Annotated in this window: 19 protein-coding genes; 2 read left to right on the forward strand and 17 right to left on the reverse strand. The window is 48.2% G+C overall.

The annotated features are described in order from the left end of the window. Nucleotides 1–21: 21 nt before the first annotated feature. On the reverse strand, nucleotides 22–456 hold the full coding sequence (locus tag H7F26_RS16975) for a helical membrane plugin domain-containing protein (RefSeq protein WP_003182438.1): 435 nt from the start codon (nucleotides 454–456) through the stop codon (nucleotides 22–24). 409 nt (nucleotides 457–865) lie between these two features. Continuing rightward, complete coding sequence (locus H7F26_RS16980; protein WP_003182442.1) at nucleotides 866–1,096, reverse strand: excisionase family DNA-binding protein; 231 nt, start codon at nucleotides 1,094–1,096, stop codon at nucleotides 866–868. A gap of 92 nt (nucleotides 1,097–1,188) precedes the next feature. On the opposite strand from H7F26_RS16980, the gene H7F26_RS16985 reads away from it, so the two are divergent. Beyond that, nucleotides 1,189–1,413 carry a hypothetical protein gene (locus H7F26_RS16985; protein WP_003182444.1) on the forward strand — a complete coding sequence of 75 codons (225 nt, stop codon included), beginning with the start codon at nucleotides 1,189–1,191 and terminating at the stop codon, nucleotides 1,411–1,413. An 81-nt stretch (nucleotides 1,414–1,494) separates the two neighbouring features. Here H7F26_RS16985 and H7F26_RS16990 read toward each other — a convergent pair whose 3' ends face one another. Genes H7F26_RS16990 through H7F26_RS17025 form a run of 8 tightly spaced genes read right to left on the reverse strand, consistent with a single transcriptional unit; the run spans nucleotide 1,495 to nucleotide 11,201 of the window. Then, complete coding sequence (locus H7F26_RS16990; protein WP_003182446.1) at nucleotides 1,495–3,447, reverse strand: AMP-binding protein; 1,953 nt, start codon at nucleotides 3,445–3,447, stop codon at nucleotides 1,495–1,497. Between the two features lie 30 nt (nucleotides 3,448–3,477). Next, complete coding sequence (locus tag H7F26_RS16995; protein WP_003182447.1) at nucleotides 3,478–5,007, reverse strand: acyl-CoA carboxylase subunit beta; 1,530 nt, start codon at nucleotides 5,005–5,007, stop codon at nucleotides 3,478–3,480. Between the two features lie 20 nt (nucleotides 5,008–5,027). After that, nucleotides 5,028–5,810 (reverse strand): enoyl-CoA hydratase, encoded by a 783-nt coding sequence (locus H7F26_RS17000; protein ID WP_003182449.1) that lies wholly within the window; start codon nucleotides 5,808–5,810, stop codon nucleotides 5,028–5,030. 19 nt (nucleotides 5,811–5,829) lie between these two features. After that, nucleotides 5,830–6,741, reverse strand: a complete 912-nt coding sequence (locus H7F26_RS17005; RefSeq protein WP_003182451.1) for a hydroxymethylglutaryl-CoA lyase — start codon at nucleotides 6,739–6,741, stop codon at nucleotides 5,830–5,832. Between the two features lie 17 nt (nucleotides 6,742–6,758). After that, entirely contained in the window at nucleotides 6,759–6,971 is a 213-nt protein-coding gene (locus H7F26_RS17010; protein WP_003182452.1) for an acetyl-CoA carboxylase biotin carboxyl carrier protein subunit, read from the reverse strand. 17 nt (nucleotides 6,972–6,988) lie between these two features. Continuing rightward, on the reverse strand, nucleotides 6,989–8,329 hold the full coding sequence (locus tag H7F26_RS17015) for an acetyl-CoA carboxylase biotin carboxylase subunit (protein ID WP_003182454.1): 1,341 nt from the start codon (nucleotides 8,327–8,329) through the stop codon (nucleotides 6,989–6,991). Between the two features lie 42 nt (nucleotides 8,330–8,371). Beyond that, complete coding sequence (locus H7F26_RS17020; protein ID WP_003182456.1) at nucleotides 8,372–10,009, reverse strand: AMP-binding protein; 1,638 nt, start codon at nucleotides 10,007–10,009, stop codon at nucleotides 8,372–8,374. Nucleotides 10,010–10,040: 31 nt separating this feature from the next. Continuing rightward, nucleotides 10,041–11,201, reverse strand: a complete 1,161-nt coding sequence (locus H7F26_RS17025; protein WP_003182458.1) for an acyl-CoA dehydrogenase family protein — start codon at nucleotides 11,199–11,201, stop codon at nucleotides 10,041–10,043. 230 nt (nucleotides 11,202–11,431) lie between these two features. Here H7F26_RS17025 and H7F26_RS17030 point away from each other — a divergent pair, with 230 nt between their 5' ends. Beyond that, a complete protein-coding gene (locus H7F26_RS17030) occupies nucleotides 11,432–11,992 on the forward strand; it encodes an NAD(P)H-dependent oxidoreductase (RefSeq protein WP_003182460.1) in 561 nt (186 codons plus the stop codon). A gap of 41 nt (nucleotides 11,993–12,033) precedes the next feature. Here the strand turns inward: H7F26_RS17030 and H7F26_RS17035 are convergent, their stop codons facing one another. The 7 genes from H7F26_RS17035 to H7F26_RS17065 form a co-directional block, all read right to left on the reverse strand. Further along, nucleotides 12,034–12,384, reverse strand: a complete 351-nt coding sequence (locus H7F26_RS17035; protein WP_003182462.1) for a winged helix-turn-helix transcriptional regulator — start codon at nucleotides 12,382–12,384, stop codon at nucleotides 12,034–12,036. A 211-nt stretch (nucleotides 12,385–12,595) separates the two neighbouring features. Then, a complete protein-coding gene (locus H7F26_RS17040; protein WP_003182464.1) occupies nucleotides 12,596–13,867 on the reverse strand; it encodes a glutamate-5-semialdehyde dehydrogenase in 1,272 nt (423 codons plus the stop codon). 25 nt (nucleotides 13,868–13,892) lie between these two features. Further along, entirely contained in the window at nucleotides 13,893–15,014 is a 1,122-nt protein-coding gene (proB, locus tag H7F26_RS17045) for a glutamate 5-kinase (protein WP_017474781.1), read from the reverse strand. Nucleotides 15,015–15,052: 38 nt separating this feature from the next. Further along, complete coding sequence (proC, locus tag H7F26_RS17050) at nucleotides 15,053–15,904, reverse strand: pyrroline-5-carboxylate reductase (RefSeq protein ID WP_011201664.1); 852 nt, start codon at nucleotides 15,902–15,904, stop codon at nucleotides 15,053–15,055. A gap of 350 nt (nucleotides 15,905–16,254) precedes the next feature. Beyond that, entirely contained in the window at nucleotides 16,255–16,932 is a 678-nt protein-coding gene (locus H7F26_RS17055; protein ID WP_009328125.1) for a DUF421 domain-containing protein, read from the reverse strand. Nucleotides 16,933–17,079: 147 nt separating this feature from the next. Next, nucleotides 17,080–17,274 carry a hypothetical protein gene (locus H7F26_RS17060; protein ID WP_223307097.1) on the reverse strand — a complete coding sequence of 65 codons (195 nt, stop codon included), beginning with the start codon at nucleotides 17,272–17,274 and terminating at the stop codon, nucleotides 17,080–17,082. Between the two features lie 27 nt (nucleotides 17,275–17,301). Further along, nucleotides 17,302–18,438, reverse strand: coding sequence for a sulfate permease (locus H7F26_RS17065; protein WP_003182473.1), 1,137 nt, complete (start codon nucleotides 18,436–18,438; stop codon nucleotides 17,302–17,304). Between the last annotated feature and the right edge of the window lie 6 nt (nucleotides 18,439–18,444).

Genomic DNA, 18,444 nt, shown 5'->3' on the forward strand with positions numbered 1-18,444 from the left:
CTTATTCTGAATGTATAGTGATTATTTTTGTTTTTCGCGTTCTGACATGATTTGCAGGTAGCTTTGAACAAATCGGAACAGCTTTTGGGCCTGCGGATCTTTAAGCATTTTCAGCAAACCGAAAAGTCCGATGACTTCATTGCTTTCGTCAGCGCGGTCTTTTGCTTCAATGGCGGTAGCCGCGATTTCTTTTGCCGTATCTTTGACAGGCTCAAGAATTTCTGTAATGGCACCGACCGTATCATTTTTTAATACTTCATCAGTTGCAACGGATTGTGCGAAGTCGTAAGACTTTGTCAAAATGTTGACCAGTTCTGTCAGCTTTGGAAGCTGGTCGACTAAAACAGTCAAAGACTCCTGTACTTCAGGTTTTAGCAGTTGATCGATAAGATCGCGTTGGCTTTGGCTTACAGATTCGTTTGTTTGATCAGCTGTTTGATCGATTGTTTCCGGCATAACCAATTCTCCTTTTCAATAAGCGATGTGCTGTTTTTTGAAGGAAGCCCCTTTTTATAGTTTGTGAATTTATGCACAAACAAGTCCGCAAAAAGGCTCTCCCCTTTTGTGTTTGTTTTGCTGTTTTCGGTCTGGAACTCCCGAAAACCCGCAATCTCAAAACACGCTGTATTTTTTACTACTAAATGATAACACTTTTTGAACAAAAAATGAACGTGATTGTTTCGGAAATGAAATAAAATCATAGAAAACTTTATATATAGGGCTTCTTTCATCCCTTTCATTTCCTATATTGTGTCTTTTTTTACGAAACGCCCCATTCACACGGGATAATAGAGACGGAAAACGTGCGAAACTTTCATAGAATCGTATCTGTCAGTTTACATAATAAAGTTATTGTTATCCCGGGTTAATCTTCATCTTTGACGTCCGGATCTTCGGGGATGGGCTCGTTCAGAACGGATTCCGCCCACTCTTTATACTTTTCCATCTGTTCCATGTGCGTATTGAATTGCTCTTTGTTGATTAAATGCTGCTGTCCGTCAAAGACGGTGCGGATTTTCTTTTCTCTGACAAGCTGTTCAACATATGCTTCTGAAAGCGTTAAATATTCTGCGGTTTCCTTTATCGTCAAGTACATGTTTTGTTTCCTCTCGTTTTGATTTAGGCGAACATTGCGATTGTAGGATCATACGATAAGGTATATCAGTTTAGATGATGGAGGCCTATTCTATGTATTCAAAATGGAATTCTGAAACGTCTTATCCGCCTTCAGCCCCGCAAATGCATACCGGTCAATCTTCGCAGCAGATGAACCAAAGGCTGAAAAATCTCGAAGATCAAATGGAATTGCTCATCAAGCTCATGGAAAGCAACAATCAGCTGCTGCGTTCGATTGAAGAGCAGCAGAATCGCGTCTGCACGGCCGGCGGCGGTTCGGTTATCGTCAGGATGTGAGTGTTGGTCGATCGAGCTTCATCAAAATAAAAAGAGGAAGGACGTGTCCTTCTTCTTTGTTTGTAAGCCTTATCCAGTATACTACAGATTTTTTCGCACTGAAAGACCGGCAATTTCATCATATGTTTCGCGGTTTTCCAAAGTTGACAAATCGCCTGCGGGCTCGTTCATATAGGCAGCTCTGATCAGCCGTCTCATCACTTTTGCATTTCTCGTCTTCGGCAAACCGCTGACAAAATAAACCGCTTTGGGCTTGACCGCTTTACCGATCGCATCAGATGCAAGGTTCAGCAAATCATCTTTTAATTCTTCCGACGGCTTTTCCGACTGTCTGAGGACGACGAAGCAGACGGCAGCCTGGCCTTTGAGCTTATCCGGAACGCCGATGACGCCTGCTTCCGCCACCGCTGGATGGCCGACCAGAACGGACTCTATTTCGGCGGGGCCGATCCTTTTCCCGGCAGCATTGATCACATCATCAGAGCGTCCGCTGATCGTCCAGTAGCCGTTTTCATCCCGTTTTGCCCAATCGCCGTGCACCCAGACGTCGGTCCAGCGGCTCCAATATGCTTCTTCGTATCTTGACGGCTCCTTCCAAAAACCGTTCGTCATGCCGACCCAGGGCTTTGTCAGGACAAGCTCTCCGACTTCATTGACGACTTCCTCTCCTTTTTCATTGAAGACATTGGCCGCCATGCCGGGAAGAGGCGAATTAAACGTCATCGGCGTGATCGGCCGCAGGAGCACATTGCCTAAAATTCCGCCTGAGATCTCTGTTCCTCCTGAATAATTAAATATAGGAATCCGTTCTTTTCCAACATGGCGGAACAGCCACATCCACGGCTCATAATTCCATGGTTCGCCCGTTGAGCCGATTGCCTTCAGACTGTTCAGATTGTATTGATAGAGAAAATCTTCGCCGTGCTGCATCAGCGAGCGAATGAGCGTCGGAGAGACGCCGAGATGCGTCACCCGGTGTCTGCTGACAAGCTCCCACAGCCGATCCGGGGCCGGGTAGTCCGGTGCTCCGTCAAACAGCAAAACAGCCGCTCCGTTTATGAGGCCCCCGAATATTAAAAACGGCCCCATCATCCAGCCCATGTCTGTAAACCAGAAAAATGTGTCCCCTTGTTTGACATCCATCCCGAATCCCGCATCAAATGCAGCTTTCAGCGGAAAACCGGCATGGGTATGAACCGCTCCCTTCGACTGTCCTGTCGTCCCTGATGTGTATAGCAGCATGAGCGGATCTGAACTGTCCATTTCTTCGGTGTTTTGCATGGGCTCGTTTTTCATCAATTCATTCCAGTCGATATCTCTCTTATAATTCCAATCTTGATCGCCGCCGTGAAGCTTGCAGACGACGACTTTTTGAACAGTGGGGGAACGGTCCGCGGCTTTGTCAGCTTCTTTCTTCATGCAGACCTTCTTTCCCCTTCGCAAAAAGGCATCTGCTGTGACAAGGATTTTCGCTCCGGCAGCGGTAAGTCTCGCCGCTGCTGCATGGGCGCCGTAGCCTGAAAAAACCGGTGAGAATACCGCTCCGATTTTAGCGGCGGCCAGCATGGCGATGACCGTTTCGGGGATCATCGGCATGTAAATCGCAATGACATCCCCTTTTGAGATGCCTTGCTTTTTAAAGCCTGCCGCCGCACGGGCGACTTGTTGGTGTAAAGAAGAATAGGTGATCTGTTCTGTTTTTCCGTCTTCACTTTCCCAGATGAGTGCCGTCCTGCCGGCCGTATCAGGCCGGCGGGCCCATTTTTCCACGGCGTTGTAAACGGCATTTAAGCGGCCGCCGGTAAACCATTGCGGCCATTTTATGCCTTTGTCGAGATTCAATGTTTGGCTGTACCGCTTGTACCAGCTGATCCCGAGCGCTTTTTCGGCCTCTTCCCAGAACCAGGCGATATCGTTTGTACTTGCTTTCAAAAAATCATCATAGTCGGAAAAACCGAGGGCTGTCATCCATTGAAACAGCCGGGTTGTTTTTACAAATTCCGGATCAGGCTGCCAAACCGCTTTTTCGCCCATGCCGTTTCCTCCTTTTCGTTTCATTGGCCTTTAGACGGGATAAACAGGATGCTTCCGTTCCGTAAATGTCATGTATTTGGTCATATATGCATTCAGCCGTTTGATGAGTTCCGTTCGCAGCGAGTCGGCCGGAATGATCCCGTCGACAATCATTTCTGAAGCAAGCCGGTAAATGTCTATGTCTTTTTGGTACTCTTTCCGTTTTTCGGCGATGAATGCGGACCGTTCTTCTTCAGGCAATTCTGCGATTTTTTTAGCGTAAACGGCATTTACCGCTGCTTCCGGGCCCATGACGGCAATTTGCGCCGTCGGCAGCGCCAGACAGCAGTCAGGTTCAAAGGCCGGACCGGCCATCGCATACAAGCCTGCACCATAAGCTTTCCTGACGATGACGGATATTTTCGGTACGGTTGCTTCGGCCATCGCTGAAATCATTTTCGCACCGTGTCTGATGATACCCGCCCTCTCGACTTTCGTTCCGATCATAAAACCGGGGATGTCAGCCAGAAACAGCAGCGGGATATGATAGGCATCACACAAATTGATAAACTTTGCGGCCTTGTCTGCCGAATCGTGGAACAAAACACCGCCTTTGACCCGCGGCTGATTGGCAATGATGCCGACAGGCTGCCCGTGAATCCTTGCCAAACCGGTAATCAGCTCTGGCGCGAACAATTTTTTGATCTCATAAAAAGACGCTTCATCAATGATCCGATCGATTAAATCCATCATCTGAAACGGAGCGTTTTGGTTTTTCGGAATGATGTCCTCCAATGACCGGTCAAACGGACGGGCGGATTTTGCTTCAATGACAGGCGCTTTTTCGGTGTAGTTCGACGGAAAGTAGGAAAGATACCGGCGCGCCGACTTGATCGCATCTTCTTCCGTGTCGGCAAGAATGTCTCCGCAGCCTGAAACAGAACAGTGCATTCTCGCGCCGCCCATTTCTTCAAGCGATACTTTTTCGCCGATCACCATTTCCGCCATGCGCGGCGAGCCTAAATACATCGAGGCGTTACCTTCGACCATGATGACGATGTCGCAAAAAGCCGGTATGTAGGCGCCTCCTGCCGCTGAAGGCCCGAACAAGAGACAGATTTGCGGGATGCGCCCGGATAATTTGACTTGCTGATAAAAAATCCGCCCCGCTCCTCTTCGCCCCGGAAACATGTCAACTTGATCCGTAATCCTTGCGCCTGCCGAATCGACCAAATAAAGAAGCGGGCAATTCAGTTTTTCGGCTGTTTCCTGGATGCGGATGATTTTTTCAACGGTTCTCGCTCCCCATGATCCTGCTTTGACAGTTGAATCATTGGCCATGACGCAAACGGTTCGCCCGCCGATTTTTCCGATTCCAGTGACGACTCCATCTGCCGGTAGCCCGTCAGCCATGCAATTGGCAAAAAACGCGTCCTCTAGGTCGAGTCCTTCGTCAAGCAGCAGCTTTAATCGGTCTCTGACAAATAATTTCCCTTTTTTCTTATTAGCTTCATGGTATTTCTCCGCGCCGCCCTCCTGAATCCGGCGGATGCGTTCATACAATTCCTTTTCGGCCGGCATCGGCTGTCCCTCCGTTCGTTTTATTCTCCCGTATAATCCGGCTTCCGCTTTTCTGCAAAAGCTTTCAGCCCTTCTGTCCTGTCTTTCGTCGGAATCGTCAGTTCATAGGCTTTTTGTTCAATGGCAAGCCCTGTTTCGATAGCTGTCTCAAGGCCTTGATTGATGGCAAACTTCGCTTGTCTGACGGCTACCGGTCCGTTCGCCGCGATGTTCGCCGCGATGCTTTCACTCGCTTCCTTTAACTTCGAAAGCGGAACGACATGTTCAACCAGGCTGATCTTTTGCGCTTCTTCGGCGCTGATGCGGCAGCCGGTAAAGATCATTTCTTTCGCCTTTCCCCTGCCGATCAAGCGGGGCAGCCGCTGTGTCCCTCCTGCCCCTGGAATGATTGCGAGCGTTGTTTCGGGGAGGCCGAGTTCAATATGTTCGGCTGCGATCCTGATGTCGCACGCCAATGCAAGCTCCAGCCCCCCTCCTAAAGCGCTTCCGTTTAATGAAGCGATGACGGGCTGCGGCAGTTTTTCCGTTTCGCTGACCACGCGTTGAATCAGGGAAACAGCCTGCTTCGCTTCTGTTTGGCTCATGCGGGCTCTTTCCTTTAAATCGGCGCCTGCACAAAACGTCCTGTCCCCTTTTCCCGTTATGATGACACAGCGGACGGCCGGGTTTGAACGAATATCTCGAAGGATGCGCTGAAAGTCGTCGAGAAGCCCAAGCGAGAGGGCATTTGCAGCCTGCGGCCTGTTCAGCGTCAACACGGCGACCGACTGCTCGTTTATGGAATAAAGAACATTGGGCTCCATTCGGTCTTCCTCCTCTTCATCAATGAAAACAGTTCTTTGATTTAGCCGCCTGCAAATTTCGGCTTGGCAGCTCTCTTCCGGTTTTGTCTTCGATCCATTTAGCAGCTGAAAGCAGCTTGCTGAGATCAACTCCGGTTTCGATGCCCATCTGGGCGCACATGTAGATCAAATCATCAGTTGCCGCATTCCCCGTGGCTCCCGGTGCGTAAGGACAGCCGCCCAGCCCGCCGCATGATGAGTCAAATACGGTGATTCCCATGTCCATCGCTGCGATCATGTTGGCGAGCGCCATCCCTCTCGTATCATGAAAATGAAGGGCGATATTCTCTTTTGGAAAGCGCTTTAAGAGGACTTCAAGCACCCTTTGAACCTGTACGGGATTTGCTGCGCCGATCGTATCTCCGAGGGAAAGTTCGTTGATCCCCATGTCGAACAGCGTTTCAGATGTCCGTATAATTTGTTCCAATGGCACGTGATGTTCATAAGGACAGCCAAATACTGTGGACAGGTATGCTCTGGCGGTGAGGCCCGCTTGTTTTGCCGCTCCGATGACTTCCTTCAGGACGGGAAGCGTTTCCCCGATCGATTTGTTAATATTTTTCCGGTTGTGTGTCTCGCTTGCCGACATGAAAACAGAAGCTTCATCGATCCCTCCTTCGAGAGCCCGTTCCAGCCCTTTTCGGTTCGGAATCAGGGCTGCGTAGGTGACGCCCGGCTTCCGGTTGATCCCTTTGGCGACATCAAGGGCATCAGACAGTGCAGGAATCCACTTAGGATGGACGAATGAAGTGATTTCGATATACGAAAGCCCTGTGGCAGAAAGCATGTCGATCCAGGTAATTTTATCAGCTGTCGAAAGTGCGGTTTGTTCATTTTGCAGACCGTCGCGCGGCCCGACTTCTTTAATGAAAATGTTCTTCGGTACGTCCATTTGCCATCCTCCAGACCTTATTGAAGCTCCAATAAGACATCCCCTTCATCGGCAAAATCACCTTCGTTCTTTCTGACGGTTTTGACTGTTCCGGCCGTTTCGGCGACAATCGGAATCTCCATCTTCATCGATTCTAAAATGGCGACTTCCTGCCCCTTTTCGATTTTGTCCCCCGCTTTCACTAATATTTTCCACACGTTTCCTGCCATATTGGTGACAACAGTATTCATAGTACGCCTCCTTGATTTCATTTTGACTGATAGCGACTGATAAAATCGGTTTGGACCCCGCCTTTTCGGAATTCGTCAGAACTTACAATGTCTTCAAGGAGCGGAATGTTCGTTTTAATGCCTTTCACTTGATATTGTGAAAGCGCTTCGGCCAATGTGCAGATGGCTTCTTCTCTGCTGCTTCCTTTGACGATCATCTTGGCAATCATCGGGTCGTAATACGGGGTGATAGTCATACCCGGGGCTGCTGCGCATTCATGACGGACATTCGGTTGCTCAGGCAGCTTAAGGTCGGTAATCCGCCCCGGCGAAGGGAAAAATGTTTTCGGATCTTCGGCACAGATTCTGACTTCGATCGCATGTCCGTCCCGCCGAATGTCTTTCTGCTTATGGGAAAGCGGTTTTCCCGCTGCGATATTGAGCTGTTCTTCGACAAGGTCAAGCCCTGTAATTTCCTCTGTCACCGGGTGTTCGACTTGCAGGCGGGTATTCATCTCAAGAAAATAAAAATGATTCTCCTTGTCTACTAAAAACTCGATTGTCCCGGCGTTGACATAGCCGATCGACAGCGCAGCTTTCACGGCCGCTTCACCGAGCTTTGTGCGCATGGTTTCATCGAATAACGGAGCAGGTGCTTCTTCGATGATTTTTTGCTGGCGTCTCTGAATCGAACAGTCCCGCTCCCAAAGATAGACGGCATTTTCGTATTTGTCTGTTAAAATCTGAATCTCGATATGTCTTGCCTGTTCGATATATTTCTCGATGTACATAGCCCCGTCTCCGAAAAAATCGGCGGCTCGTTTTTGGTTGCCTTCATATGCTTTTTCTAATTCGCTTTCATTGCGGATCAGCTGCATTCCGATGCCGCCGCCCCCAAAAGAAGCCTTGAGCATCACGGGATAGCCGATGGATTCGGCAAGAGCCCGGGCTTCATTCAGACCGGACAAGCTTTTTGTCACGCCGGGAACGACGGGAACCCCGGCTTGTTCCATCGCTTGTCTTGCTTCAATTTTGCTTCCCATTTTGGCGATAACGTCAGGCGGCGGACCGATAAACGTAATATTCTCCTTGAGGCACCTTTCGGCAAAACGGCTGTTCTCGGAAAGCAGGCCGTATCCCGGATGAATGGCACAGACCCCCGCTTTTTTAGCGGTTTCGATGATTTTTTCAATATTTAAATAGCTTTCACTGACCCGCGGTTTGCCGATCAGCCAGGCTTCATCCGCAGCTTTGACATGCAGGGACTCCGCATCCGCTTCAGAGTAGACAGCAGCCGTCTGAATACCGAGCCGTTGACAAGTTCGGATGATCCGGAGGGCGATTTCTCCCCGGTTGGCAATCAGTACTTTCTTAAACAAAAAGGTCCCTCCTTTTATGTTAGTCGCGCTTGAAAGAGAAAATTACAATTGAAAATGCTCAAGCGCCTGCTCCCTTAACTTGAATTTTTGCACTTTCCCTGATGCCGTCATCGGGAACTCTTCTACAAATGCGATATAGCGCGGAATCTTATAGCGGGCGATTTTGCCTTTGCAGTATTCTTTTAATTCGTCAGCCGTCATCGATGCTCCGCTTTTCAGTTTGATCCAGGCCGATACCTCTTCGCCGAATGTTTCGTCAGGCACTCCGACAATTTGGACGTCGAGAATGTCGGGATGCTTGTATAAAAACTCTTCTATTTCCCGCGGATATATGTTTTCACCGCCTCTGATGATCATGTCTTTTAATCTCCCGGTAATCCGGCAGTAGCCTTCTTCATCCATTACGGCTAAATCTCCCGTATGCAAAAATCCATCCTCATCGATGACCGCTGCCGTGGCCTCAGGATTTTTGTAGTAGCCTTTCATAACATGGTAGCCGCGTGTGCACAGCTCGCCTTGAACGCCTCTTTCAACCTCCCGGTTCGTACCCGGTTCAGTTATTTTGACTTCTACATTCGGCAAAGCGCGCCCTACGGTTTCGACCCTTCTTTTGAGCGAATCGTTGACCCTAGTCTGGGTAATGACCGGTGAGGCTTCCGTCTGTCCGTATGCAATCGTTATTTCAGACATCCCCATGTTATCGATCACTTTTTTCATGACTTCGATCGGACAGTTTGAACCGGCCATGATGCCCGTTCTTAAAGAAGACAGGTCATATGATGCGAAATCTGGATCATTCAGTTCGGCGATGAACATGGTCGGTACACCGTGAAGCGCCGTGCATTTTTCCGTTTCGACGGCTGAAAGCACTTCTTTCGGACTGAATTCTTGTACCGGCACCATCGTCGCGCCGGCGGTGACGCAAGCGAGAGTCCCCAGTACACAGCCGAAGCAGTGGAAAAACGGAACGGGGATGCACATTCTGTCTTTTTTCGATAAATTCATGCATTCCGCAATATTTGCCGCATTGTTTGCCAAATTGGAATGGGTGAGCATCACGCCTTTCGGAAAGCCTGTCGTACCTGATGTATATTGCATATTAATGACATCATGCTCTTTGAGCCGTTCCATCCTGCGATCAAGCGCTTTTTCGCTTACTGACCCTGAGAGCTTTAATAAATCATCCCATAGGTACATGCCGGGATGCCTTTGATCCCCCAGCAAAATAATATTTTTTAAGAAAGGCAGTCTTTCAGATGCAAGCCTGCCCGGTTCGCCCTCCTTTAATTCAGGAATCAGTTTGCAAAGGATATCAATGTAGGAAGTGCCCCGGTATGATTCCATTAAAATGAGTGTTGTGGCATCTGACTGTTTCAGCACATATTCAAGCTCTGATAATTGATAGTTCGTGTTGGCTGTGACTAGTACAGCACCCGCTTTTGCCGAAGCAAACTGGGCGGTGAGCCATTCCGGAGTATTGGAAGCCCAAATTGCGACATGTTCACCTTTATCAATACCGAGCGCCATCAGTCCTTTTGCGACTTTTCTGCACAACTGGTCAAATTCCCGGTACGTATAACGCAGGCCGCGGTCCGGATAGACGACAGCCTCGTGATCAGGGGCGTCTGCCGCGGTTTTCTCCAATAACTTTCCAATTGTCAAATGGAGCAGCTCTGCCAACGTTGTCCCTCCCTTCCGATAGAAAGCGTTTTCATTTCAGCGCTTGTTTGCCGATGCCGAGCTGCCTTGCGATGACGAGCCGTTGAATTTCTGAAGTGCCTTCACCGATTTCCATTAATTTTGCGTCCCGCAGCATGCGCTCCACTCCATACTCTTTCATATACCCGTATCCTCCGTGTATTTGAATGGACTGATTGCATGTCCTGAACGCCATTTCTGAGGCATAAAGCTTGGCAAAAGCCGCTTCTTTTGTAAACGGACGTCCTTGATCTTTCAGCCAGGCGGCCTTCAGCACCATATTGCGGGCGAGCTCAATTTCCATGGCCATGTCGGCAAGCTTGAACTGAATCGCCTGGAAATAAGAGATCGGTCGGCCGAATTGTTTTCGTTCGCGCGCGTATGTGAGCGCCGCCTCAAATGCGCCTTGGGCAATACCGACAGCCAGCGCTGCGATCGAAATTCTGCCGCCGTCAAGTGTATTGAGAAATTGTTTAAACCCTTTTTCCGGGCTTCCCAATAGATTTTGTTTTGGTACGCGGACATTGTCCAATATGAGCTGTGATGTATTGGAGCCGCGGACACCCATTTTGTCATATTCGCTTTTAATGGTGAAGCCCTCCGAATCTGTCGGAACGATGATGGCGGAAATGATGTTTTTTCCGTTGTTATCTATTCCGGTGACGGCGGTGACGATGACGGTCCTGGCAAATCCTGCATTTGTGATCCAGCATTTCTCACCGCTGATCACATAGCTGTCCCCTTCCGAGCGGGCTTTTGTCCGGGTGCCGCCCGCATCGGAACCTGCATTCGGTTCGGTCAGCCCAAATGCTCCGAGCGCCCGGCCCGTCGCAAGCGGGACGAGATATTCTTGTTTTTGTTCTTCAGTGCCGAAATAATAAATCGGCGCAGCCCCGAGCGATACAGCCGCAGCATAGCTAAGACCGGTGCTTCCGCACGCTTTGCCGATTTCTTCGACGCTAAGTGCATAGGAAATCGTATCTCCGCCTGAACCGCCGTAGCTTTCAGGAAACGGAATCCCCAAGAGGCCGAGCTCCCCCATTTTTTTAAATGTCTCAATCGGAAATTCTCCCGTCCTGTCAACATGTTCGGCGTGCGGTGCAATTTCCTGTTTCGCAAAATCTCTTGCGAGTTCACGAATCATTTGCTGTTCTCTGGTTAGTTCAAAATTCATAAAGTGCCCCCCTTTTTGGATCGTCAAATTCCTTAGGCAGCAGAGCTTTGTAACATTATATTAAAAAAGTGCATTTTTCATGCCAGAGGATTTTGGACAGGTAAATTGCATGTTTGATCGCCAACAGGTACTTACCTTTATGTAAGTACCTGAACTAAAAGTGCATACTTACAAATTGGCAGTGTGAACTTTATACTCAAGATGAAAACATGCTGAAGGAGGGCAAATCTTTGAAAACGCTAGTTATCGTTGCACACCCAAATTTAGAAACATCAGTGGTTCATAAGCGCTGGGTAGAGGAACTCAAAAAATATCCGGAAAAGTATACGGTTCACGAATTGTCCGACGTTTACCCGGATGGAAACATAGACGCGGAAAAAGAACAAAAATTGGTGGAATCGCACGGCAATCTTGTTTTGCAATTCCCTATCTATTGGTTTAACTGTCCGCCTCTTCTTAAAAAATGGCTTGATGATGTATTAGCTTACGGCTGGGCTTATGGTTCAAATGGAGGAGATCGATTAAACAATCGTAAAGTGGCATTAGGTGTATCCGCCGGAATTAAAGAGGAAGATTATCGTGAAAACGGAAGGTACCGGTATACGCTTGAACAAATATTAGTTCCATTTGAAACGACATTCCGGTATTGCCGCGCAGATTATCGTTCATTTTTTGCATTTTACGGCAAGGAAAAAGAGCCTGGCGGAAACGAGGAAGAAGAAAATGAGCCGGGAGCAGGAGAATTGGAGAAAAGCGCACGAGATTATTTGCATTTTATTGATCATATGTAGCAAGGGGTTTTGCTGAAAATCATTCGGGCTGAAACAGGCTGTCAGCCCAGCCTGTTTTTCTCCCCCCACTCACACATCATATTTAACAAAGGCACGATGGAGCGTCCGCGTTCAGATAATGAATACTCAACCTTTGGGGGGATTTGGGGAAATTCTCTGCGAATGATAAGGCCGTCTGCTTCCAGCTCTTTTAACATGATGCTTAGCGTTTTGAAGGAAATGGTGCCGATGCTTCGCTTCAATTCATTATGCCGCATCACTTCGCGTTCAGACAGCCAATATAGAATGACTATTTTATATTTGCCGCTTATCAATGACAACGTATAGCCAAAGCCGGTGTCTTTAAGTTCCACACCGGTCGGAACGCAGGTTTTTCCGGATGGGATTTGCATAACGCACACTCTCCTTCTGACTCTTATATCATAGATCATTATGTAATGTGATTGAAAGGATGTAAAGGGAGGAGTTTGAAAGGTGCCTGGTAAAAAAATTCTGCGCCTGCATGTTTTATGAGGATGTAAATTCAGCCGAAAAAAACTGCACCTCCGGATTGTCAGATGGTGTCTGACAAACCAGGTGCAGTTTCAGTACAGGTCTCTTTATTTATCTTCTGATATGGCCGTCGCCTCTCATGATATATTTGCATGTGGTCAATTCTTTCAGACCCATAGGTCCGCGGGCGTGAAGCTTCTGTGTAGAAATCCCGATTTCAGCGCCGAATCCGAGTGCGCCGCCGTCGGTGAACCTGGTTGAGGCATTGTGGTACAATGCTGCAGCATCAACGGTATTCAGAAAAGCTTTGGCTGTTTCCGGATTTTCGGTGATAATCGCTTCTGAATGCTTTGTTCCGTATGTTTCGATATGATCGCAGGCTTCTTCAAGACTTCCTGCGACTTTAACCGCGAGATCAAGGCTTAAATATTCGTTCTGCCAATCGGCTTCCCCTGCTGGTCTTGCGCCTGGAATCATTTGAACAGCCTTTTCGTCCCCGTGAACTTGAATCCCGTGTTCGTTTAAAGCATTGATAAGCGCGGCGCTGTTTTCCTCAAGCCATTTTTCGTGGACGATCAGCGTTTCAAGTGCATTGCAGACGGCGGGGCGGTCTGTTTTCGCATTGATCATGACATCGATCGCTTTTTCAGGGTCCGCTTCCCGGTCAATATAGATGTGGCAGTTGCCGACTCCCGTTTCAAGGACCGGAACGGTTGCGTTCTCAACGACTTCCTGAATGAGGGCCCCGCCTCCCCGGGGGATGAGTACATCGATATGTTCTTTCATCTTAAAGAGCTGCTTCGTTGCGCTTCGGTCTGTGCTTTCGATGAATTGAACGGCATCGCGGGGGATGTTTGTCGAATCAAGCGCTTGATGCATGACCGATACGATCGCTGTATTCGAATGAATGGCGGAAGAGCCGCCTTTCAAAACGATCGCATTGCCTGATTTTAGAGCAAGCCCGGTCGCATCGACAGTTACGTTCGGACGCGCTTCATAGATCATGCCGATGACGCCGAGAGGAACGCTGACTTTTTCCGCTTTTAACCCGTTGTCGAGCGTCCAGCTTGATAGCGTTTCTCCGACCGGATCATCAAGTTCCGCGACTTCCAGCAGCCCATCGGCAAAATCCAGAACCCTGTCTTCATTGAGCGACAGGCGGTCGATGTAGGCTGCATCATAGCCTTTTTTTCGTCCCGCTTCGATATCTTTGGCATTTTCAGTGAGAATATAGCTCATGTTTTGTTTCAGGTGGTCGGCCAATGCAGCAAGCGCCTCGTTCTTTTCTTTTTCAGTTGCCAGCCGCAAAGATTTTGCGGCCGTTTTTGCCTTTATCGCTTTTTCTTCGATTTGTGCACTGATGCTCTCGCTCGTCGCAGTCATGTCAATTCCTCCTTTGATTTGTTTTTTAAAGCGGAACGGATAGCTCTAAATGACAGACAAACGCTTCTCTGTCAACGACAGCCTGTGAGGAAGCGGCTGTTTCCTGATTCGTATCCTTCTTCCATTTACGAAGCTGGGATGAGGAAAAGTTGACGACGCCGAGGCCGATTTCCTCTCCTTCCTGATCAAGGATTCGAACGACGGATCCGTTGCTGAAACGGCCGTTGATGTCGTAAATACTAGAAGGATACAGGCTTTTTTTACGGTCGATAATAAACTCTTTGCTTTCGTTGTGGACGACGATGTCTCCTTCAGGTCCAGAGTTAAATGCTATCCATTGCTTTTTATGGTTGAGGGCGTGTGAATCCGCATTCGGTATAAAATACGTTCCCCTCGCATTCCCGCAGATCGCTTCGTGCAAAATGCCGGGGGTGTCCGCGCGCCCTAAAAACCCTTTGATGCCTGAAGCCATTGTAATTTTAAAAGCGTCCAGTTTGGACTTCATGCCGCCGGTTCCGACTTCGCTTCCTGCATCCCCTGCTGAAGCTTCTATTTCCGGCGTGATTTCAGTTACTTCCTGGACGAGTGCGGCGTCCGGCGTTTTTCGCGGATTCGCGTCATAAAGGCCGTCTATATCAGAGAGGATGGTCAGCAGGTCGGCGTCGATCAGACCCGCCACTTTAGCAGAAAGCGTGTCATTGTCTCCGAATTTGAGCCGATTGACGGTAACCGTATCATTTTCGTTGATGATCGGAATAATGCCGCGTTTCAGCAGCACGTTCATCGTATTTCTCACATTGTTGTACCGTTTTTCATCTGAAAAATCGCTTTTTGTGATTAAAATTTGTGAAGCGATATAGCCGTGGGATAAAAAAAGCTTGGAATACGCTTCGATTAATAAGCCTTGGCCGACAGAAGCGGATGCTTGTTTTTCAGGCAATGTATCCGGCCTGTTGATAAAGCCGAGCTTCCGGTAACCGGCTGCTACAGCGCCAGATGAAACAAGGAGGACTTCGTGTCCTTCATCTTTGAGGCGGACAATCTGCTCAACGAGCTTTTCGAGCTTTTTGCTGCTGATTTCGCCGTGAAGACTTGTTAAAGAACTGCTTCCCACTTTGACAACTACCCTCTGTTGATTAGAGGTCATTTTATCACTCCTGTAGTATTTTTCTTCGTTACGGGCATTTACTTTGCTGCGACTAATTGTTCCAGTTCGAGACTGATCGTTTTGGATCGTTTTGCGGCTTGTTTGACCGCCTGTTCGATCGCTTCGCCTCCGCCGCTTTCTTCCAAGGCCTTTAAACCGGCGGCAGTCGTACCGTTAGGGGAAGTGATGTTGTCTTTGAGAACAGCTGTATCCTCAGGGCTTTCCAACAGCATTTTGGCGGCGCCTAACAATGTCTGCGCGCCGATTTCCCTTGTTAATTTTTGGCTTAATCCAGCCTCGGCTCCCGCTTTTTCGATGTGCTCCATTAAATAATAAAAGTAAGCAGGCCCGCTGCCGGCAATGCCAGTGAAAATGTCCATTTTGCTTTCTTCGATGGAATAGACTTCTCCCATGCATTGAAGCAGTTGTTTCGCGGTTTTTGACAGATCGGCCGTTACATGGCTTCCTTCGGCCATGGCGGTTGCAGATGCGCCGATTGCACTTGAGGTATTAGGCATGATTCTGATGACCGGCTGCATGTCGTGCAGCGTGTTTTCAATAAATGATATTGATATGCCAGCTAAAACTGACACGATAAGCTGATGGGGTTTGATATGCGGTTTCATGGAATTAAGAGCGCCCTCTGCATCTTTCGGCTTCATCGCCAGGATGAAGCAATCGATGTTCTGATAGTCAAGTTGTTCTTTTTTGACGCCTTGTATTCCATATTTCTGCTGGAGTTCTTCTAAACGCCGGTGGTTCGTGTGGTTTGTAACATAGATTTGCGAAGCAGGCAGTTTTTTGGATTGAACGATGCCTGAGATCATTCCCTCTGCCATTGATCCCGCCCCTATAAAAGCTACGTTTTTTTGATTAAAGATCTTTAACATCTCCCTTTGTTCGCATTTCTGTTCGTATTTTTCGAACACGGTTAGTATATTAACACTTTAGATCATTATGTCAAGTTTGCGTGTTTTGCTTGGACGGCGCAGAGCATGTGAAAAATGGAGATTTTTGAAGAAAAAAGGAAAAGAAAAGGAGGCTGAAGGCAGATTCTTCATCTTCATGTGCACCTTTTGTCGTTTGTCATCCGGCCATTTGAAGGCCGTTTGAATGATTTAACGGAATTTTTTGGAGATCAACAGCCTTTCGGACCGGTAAAAAAGTATGTTCCTCGAGCCTTGTGAATGCAATTGAAAAAGCGCGGGTTCGAAGCTTGTCGAACCCGCGCCTGCCAACATCAATATGTTGTGATGTAAAGCTGCCCCTCATCACCGCGCCATTCCGCATACAGCACCTCTTGATACTGAGTGATACCCTGACTTGATAATTGATTTTGCAGCCAAAGCTCATCAAATCCGGCTTCGTGCAGATTGTTCTTTTCGAGCTGGCCGTCGAGGATTACCGGCACCGGGAGCTGAACCGGTTTGTAAGGAATGTTTAAGTCATCTTTTGTCGGCATCCCGTATTTGTGTTTTGGGAGGACGCTGATCGAACCGTCTGTTTCCAAGATGGCGTATTGGATCTCGTGTAAGGAAAAACAGCCTTTTTCACGTGCCAATGTCTGCAGCTGGTTCAGGTCCAATTTGTTCTTTTTAAGGGCGTTGTAATCGATTTTTCCTTTATTGATGACAATGCTCGGCCTGCCTTCGAGAAAACCTCTGATGTTTTGCACTTTTTGCGATAAAACTTCTATTGAATAGATTAGAACGGCCCAAATGAGGATGGCGAAAAGGACTTTCCAGATGGTGACATCCTCATCGAAAATCGCGTTTCCAACCATCTCGCCCAATATTAAAGCCGAAATAAAATCAAACGGCGTAATTTGGGCAAATTGGGTTTTTCCCAGAATTTTCGTCATCAGAAACAATGCTGCAAACCCTATCGTCAGTTCGACTACCAAGTGTACATATTCCATCAAGGTTCCCTCCCGAATCTCTCTCCTCATTGTTAACAATCGGGATGCAGTTTAAACCAGAGGAATACTTTTCCTGAGAAATGGACCGACTGATGATCCTCTGAAACGTCGGGGATCAGCCAAAACAATCGTCAAAAAAGAGCGGCGTCAGCCGAGCTCTTCTTCGGTCAAACGGCTGTTAAGTGCCGTAACCGCTCTCGGCTTCTGCACGATCACTTCCGGCAATGAAACAGATACAGCTGCACGGGCGCCTTTTCCCGATGTGATGCACTGTTGAAAAGGTGCACTGCATTGACAGACTTGTATTTGATTCCGGGCAGTTCGGCAGCGCTTTAGCTCCATATCATCCAAAACAGGCGGCCAGGTTAACTAAAAGTCCCTCCATGCGGCAGGTTCTCTTTTACGTCCCCTCCCTCCAACGATTGATTTCACATGATCCCTATTTCTTCGGACATCTGATTGTTTCTGCCTGGCATGTTTCATAAGGCTTATAGATCCTAAAGTGGCAAGAAAAACACATAAAACAACTGCCACTGAATATAAATCAAAATCGAGAAAGATTTTCACGAGACTGTAGGAAATGACAAGTGAAAAAACCGGTGACACAACCCATACTTTCATTAACTTCAAAATGACGCTTTTACGAAAAATTGCCCTTCCCTTTTCAGAAAGGCCGATCCCGATGATGCTGCAAGTCGTAATCTGAGTTTGCGGCACGGGAATGCCGAATAGCGAAGCGCCGATGACCAGGGACGCACCGAGCCCTGAAACACAGGACCCTTGCAAAAGCGAAAACTCGGTGATTTTTTTTCCGTTCGTCTCAATGACTCGGCTTCCAAGGCAAATGGCCCCGATAGCCACGAACAGCCCTCCAAGAAACGTTCCGCTGCCGACTGACAAGAGGCCTGCTCCAACGAGAGGTCCAACGGAATTGGCGACATTGTTCATTCCCGCCGAAAAAGCTTCTAAAAACCCGGTTAAAATCACCAGCGCAGTAAGCAGCCGCGCCCATTTTTGCTGTTTGAGCCACCGCAGCTTCGCCTCAGTCTTTTTCAGCAATTGTCCAATTAAAAAAGCGAGAAAAAATGCGGCAATCGGAATGATCAGCCAATACATGACGATCACCAAAAGCTTATCGGTAAATACCGCCTGAAACGCGACGCCGACCCCGACAATCGAGCCGACCGTCACCTCGCTGGTTGAAAGAGGAATCCCGGCGATGTTCGCGATAAACAGCGAAATCGCGGATGATCCAAGGATAATCACGACAATATGCACATTGAGAATAGACGCGGGAATGATGCCTGAACCGATTGTTTTCACAACCTCTCCTCCGCCTATCATGGCGCCCAGAAATACGCCAATTCCGCTGATCCACAAGGCCGCCTGCCTTTTCCTGACGGCGCCTGCGCCATATGCTATTCCCATCGACGCTGCTGCTCCGCTCGCTCCTATGTTCATGGCAAAAAACAAAGCGATAATGAATGCCAAAATTGTAATCGTCATTTTTTA

It is taken from the genome of Bacillus sp. PAMC28748 (genome assembly GCF_014250415.1).
GTDB lineage: Bacteria > Bacillota > Bacilli > Bacillales > Bacillaceae > Bacillus > Bacillus licheniformis.